This is a genomic window from Streptomyces sp. NPDC007162, assembly GCF_040634175.1.
In the GTDB taxonomy this organism is placed as follows: domain Bacteria; phylum Actinomycetota; class Actinomycetes; order Streptomycetales; family Streptomycetaceae; genus Streptomyces.
In genome coordinates, this window is record NZ_JBEYFC010000751.1 from 1 (window position 1) to 3,315 (window position 3,315).

Here is a 3,315-nt window from a genome sequence, read left to right on the forward strand (position 1 = left end):
CCGCTGACGCAAGCATGTGGATCGCGTCCCGCTTCGCGATGTGCGAATCTCAGTGGTTTTCTGCCAACTGGCGCCAAAACGATAAAGTGGTTGGCATGATGGGGATTTTTTCTTCTTCGGCGGCGGCCAGCTCGTCCTCCCGCGCGTGGAGCTCCCGCTCGGCGTCCGCGGCCCGCTGCCGGGCCTGGTCGAGGCGCGCTTGCCGCTCCTGGCGTCGGGCGCGCGCGGCGTCCGGATCGGCCACCTCCTTGGCCGGCCGGATGCGGCGGCGGGGAGCCGGTGCTTCTTCGGGCCGGCGCAGGGGCGTGGGGAAGCCCGCGGGAAGGCTCAGCGGCTTCGTCAGCTGTCCCTTGGCCCACTGTGCGGCGGTCGGGGGGTCGGCGAGCACCGCGTGCAGGGTGTCCTGGACCTCCTGCCGGACATCGTCGCTGATGCGTAGCCCGGTCTCGGCTGCCAGCTGGGCGGCCTGCCGGGCCAGGGCGAAGGTCAGCTGGTGCTGCTGCGCCGACAGCTCCCGGAGCTGGTCGCCGTCCGGATTCCGGTGGGCCTGCCGCAGCGCCGCACCGAGTCGGAGCAGCCGTTCGGTCTCCTCCGGCTGCTCACGCACCAGCAGATTGCTCGCCCAGGCCGCCAGGGTCGGGCGGCGCAGCCGGCGGATCCGCTCGGCCGGCTCACGGTCGCCGTCCGCCCGCGCGGTCCTGGCCCGCTCGTCCCGGACGGCTGTGAAGTCGCCCGGGGCCAGGCGGTACAGCTCATCGACGACAGCGTCCAGATCCATCCGCGCCTCCCACCACCGCCGCCCCTCCGGTAAGGCGATTTTGTCACCGTATGGACTCATGAGTTCGAGGGCCACGAACGCGGCGAGGGCCACGACCGCCATGTCGAGCGCGACCAGCACCGGCGGGGCGGTGAACCCGGCCTCTGGGACCTCGATCGCGCCGAACGTCAGCCCGCCCGTCGCGAGCTTGTCGGTGGGCTGCCCGATCCGGTCGAACGGCGCCGGGCGGACCGGCGACGCGCGCACGATGTCGAGTACTACCGATCGGGCGGGCAGCGCTTCCGTCGCCCCGAGACGTACCTGGCCAGGGCTGCTGACGGGCGGCGGGCCGCCGAGGCGACCGTCGACAGCGTCGCGAACGCCTCCCGGGTCCGCCGGGTCGTCGAATGCCGCTCAGCGTTGGCTGGCAGGCTTGTCGGGGAGTTCAGTCCGACTGCCGTGGCAGGAGTAGACGATCTCCACTGAACCACCGGGGAGGGCCCGCTCGCGCTGGAAGGTCAGTGCGGTGTCGGGGCCGAGCATGGGTGTCAGTTGCATCCCGCCGCCGAACAGCATCGGAAGGACGACCAGTTCGAGGGTGTCGAGTGCGCCGAGGGCGTGGAACGTCCCGATCGTCCGGGGGCCACCGATGAGGTGGACGTCGCCACCCCGGTTGGCCGACCGGAGCTTCTCCAGGAGCCGTAGCGGGTCACTGTCGGTGGTGACGTGGCCGGGAGTGCCGTCAGGACGGTGCGAGCCGAGTACGAACACGTCGAGGTCCGGCCATGGCCAGCGGTTGTTGGTCAGTGCGGGCTCGAAGGTGGTACGGCCCATCAGCGCCGCCTCGCAGCCGTCGAGGAACTCCCGGACACCGTGGCTTTCGCCGGAGACGAACGAGGGGTCGGCGGTCAGGGCGGGCCACCCACTCGGTGTGGTCACATAGCCATCGGCGCTCATGCTCATACGGGCGCGGATCTGCATGATTTCTCCTTGGGGCGTCCAGCGGCCGGCCTCGTACTCGGCACCCCGGACCGCTGGTGGACATAGGACGGCATTCGTTGATCCCTGAGCCGCGGCCTGTTCCCGCATCCTGCTCCGGGGGTCGCGCCTCTGCCCAAGCGTCGAACGGGAACCCCACCGATCGACACGCTGCCGAGAAATCCTCTCCCCTGACTCGATCATGTGCCGACAGCCCAGGCACCCGGCCGCGTGTCCCGCCCGGCAGAAGCCGCCACCGAGATCCCTCGTCCCGCCGGGACGGCGCGGCTCAGGGGTCCGGGATGCCCAGCAGGTGGTTCGCCCGCTCTGTGCGCAGGTGGAGCGCCGTACGGCCCGTGCGCCGCGTCGACACCAGGTCCGCCCCGCGCAGCGCGCCCAGGTGCTGGGAGACCGCGCTCGGGGTGATGCCGAGCCGACTGGCGAGGGCCGCAGTCGTCAGGGGTTCCGCCAGGGCGGCGAGCAGCGCCGTCCTGGTGCGGCCCAGGACCGGTGCCAAGCCCGTGAGCGTCTGAGGAGGAGGTTCCCGGAGCGAGCCGACGCCCACCGCCGGGTAGCGGATCGACGCGGCGGTGACCGGGGACTTGTCGACGCCCACGTTCGGCCAGTTGAAGACGCTGGGCAGCAGGACCAGACCGTGGCCGCCTGCGTCCACGGTATGGACCGCGTGCGGGGCGCGCCGGCCGTGCACCACCAACTGGCCGGCCTCCCACGCGATATCCCTGTGCAACTCGGCGAAGAGCGCCTGGACACCGCCGTCGACGAGGGTGAGCGCCCGTCTGCCGAGGTCGGCTTCCAGAACCGCGCGCATCCGGCCCCACTGCGGAGCGATCAGCAACTCGTGGCAGCGGTGGAGCGCCTCGGCGAGCCGCGGCAGCACCAGTGCCGGCCCGGGGACCTCCTCGGCCGGTACGCCCACGACGGCGCCGTACTCCCGCCGGAAGAAGGCCTCCTCCGTGCCCCGCAGCAGGTCCAGTTCCGTCGCCATGGAAGGCAGCCGCTCCTGGGGCGCCGGGAACAGGAACGACGGCAGCGGCCCGGCGATCAGCGTCCGCAGCAACGGCACCGCACGCTCACCTGCCAGGAGCGGCCGCGCCCTGCGCGCCCACGACTGATGCACCGCGTGCCCGCCCGTACCCAACAGGATCCGCAGTGCCAGCACCGTCTCGCCCAGCGGCGAGACGGCGAACCGCACCTTCGCGACCGACGCCGCGGTGAACCTGATCTCGACCGCCATCCGAGCCGCCCCATCATGTAGCTGTGACTGAACGATAGGCCGCCCCCGTCGTCACCCGCACGCTGTCCGGCATGGGAACCTTCACCTCGTACGACGGAACCGAGCTTGCCTACCGTGTGGCCGGGGACGGGCCGCCCCTGGTCTGCCTACCGGGCGGGCCACAGGCGTCGGCCTACCTGGGCGAGCTCGGTGGCCTGTCCGCGCACCGACAGTTGATCATGCTGGACCTTCGTGGCACCGGGCGGTCCGAGCATGACCAACAGCAGCGCGTACGCCGGTCCGCCCCACTGCTCCAACGCGCCCCGGGTGTCGAGGGGTTGGAAGC

Annotated in this window: 3 protein-coding genes; all 3 read right to left on the minus strand. The window is 71.7% G+C overall.

Annotated elements, in window-relative coordinates; all coding sequences use genetic code 11:
• Positions 1–49 precede the first annotated feature (49 nt).
• The 3 genes from ABZ646_RS43320 to ABZ646_RS43330 all read right to left on the minus strand — a co-directional run bounded on the left by ABZ646_RS43320 (position 50) and on the right by ABZ646_RS43330 (position 2,990).
• Positions 50–1,024: a hypothetical protein gene (locus ABZ646_RS43320; protein ID WP_360532341.1), complete on the minus strand. Its 975-nt coding sequence runs from the start codon at positions 1,022–1,024 to the stop codon at positions 50–52.
• A 147-nt stretch (positions 1,025–1,171) separates the two neighbouring features.
• Positions 1,172–1,738 (minus strand): dihydrofolate reductase family protein, encoded by a 567-nt coding sequence (locus ABZ646_RS43325; protein ID WP_360532344.1) that lies wholly within the window; start codon positions 1,736–1,738, stop codon positions 1,172–1,174.
• 286 nt (positions 1,739–2,024) lie between these two features.
• Positions 2,025–2,990: a DUF5937 family protein gene (locus ABZ646_RS43330; RefSeq protein WP_360532347.1), complete on the minus strand. Its 966-nt coding sequence runs from the start codon at positions 2,988–2,990 to the stop codon at positions 2,025–2,027.
• Positions 2,991–3,315: the final 325 nt, after the last annotated feature.

What these genes read in the sequence shown, in the direction of transcription:
- ABZ646_RS43325 (WP_360532344.1), bottom strand. Translation starts at nt 1,738, where the DNA reads ATGCAGATCCGCGCCCGTATGAGCATGAGCGCCGATGGCTATGTGACC.
- ABZ646_RS43330 (WP_360532347.1), bottom strand. Translation starts at nt 2,990, where the DNA reads ATGGCGGTCGAGATCAGGTTCACCGCGGCGTCGGTCGCGAAGGTGCGG.